At 69.1% G+C, this 606-nt stretch carries 1 protein-coding gene; it reads right to left on the bottom strand.

Annotated features, from left to right (window positions below; translation table 11 throughout):
• The coding region (locus MOV80_RS23295; protein WP_275975399.1) for an AMP-binding protein at nucleotides 1-606 on the bottom strand (606 nt) is incomplete at both ends.

The following is a 606-nucleotide window of genomic DNA, read 5'->3' as shown; positions in this document are numbered from 1 at the left end:
AGGCCCCCAGATCTCCCACACCGAGAAATCGAAGGCGTAGGAATGGAACAGCGACCAGACATCGTCGGGACCGAAGGCGAAACGCTCGGCGGTGGCGGCGATCAATCGGACCACATTGTGGTGGCTGACCACGCAGCCCTTGGGGGTGCCGGTGGAACCGGAGGTATAGATGACGTAAGCGGCCTGCTGCGGATGCAGACGGCGCGGCGGCGGCGCGGCGTCGCCGGAGGAGACGGCCACATCCAGCCAGCGCAGGGCGAGGCCGGCGGGCAGGGCTTCGGCGGACTCGGCGTCGCCGACGACGACATGGATGGCGCTGTCGCGGACGAGGAACTCCAGGCGCTCGGCGGGATAGCCGGGGTCCAGCGGGACATAGGCGGCGCCGGCCTTGAGGATGGCGAGCATGGCGACGAGGAGATCGGGCTGACGCTGGCAGCACAGGCCGACGCGTTGTTCCGGCTGCACGCCGAGCTGGAGTAATTGCCTTGCGAGCTGATTGGCGCGGGCGTCGAGTTCACGGTAGCGCAGGGCGGAGGTTTCGCCCTGGACGGCGACGCGCTCGGGGAAGGCCTGGGCGGCGTGCTCGAACCAGCTGCAAAGGTCGGG

Origin of the sequence: Chromobacterium sp. IRSSSOUMB001, assembly GCF_023507765.1 — a bacterium.
GTDB lineage: Bacteria > Pseudomonadota > Gammaproteobacteria > Burkholderiales > Chromobacteriaceae > Chromobacterium > Chromobacterium haemolyticum.
The sequence above is the reverse complement of the archived record's forward strand: the minus strand, read 5'-3'. Positions and strand labels throughout refer to the sequence as shown.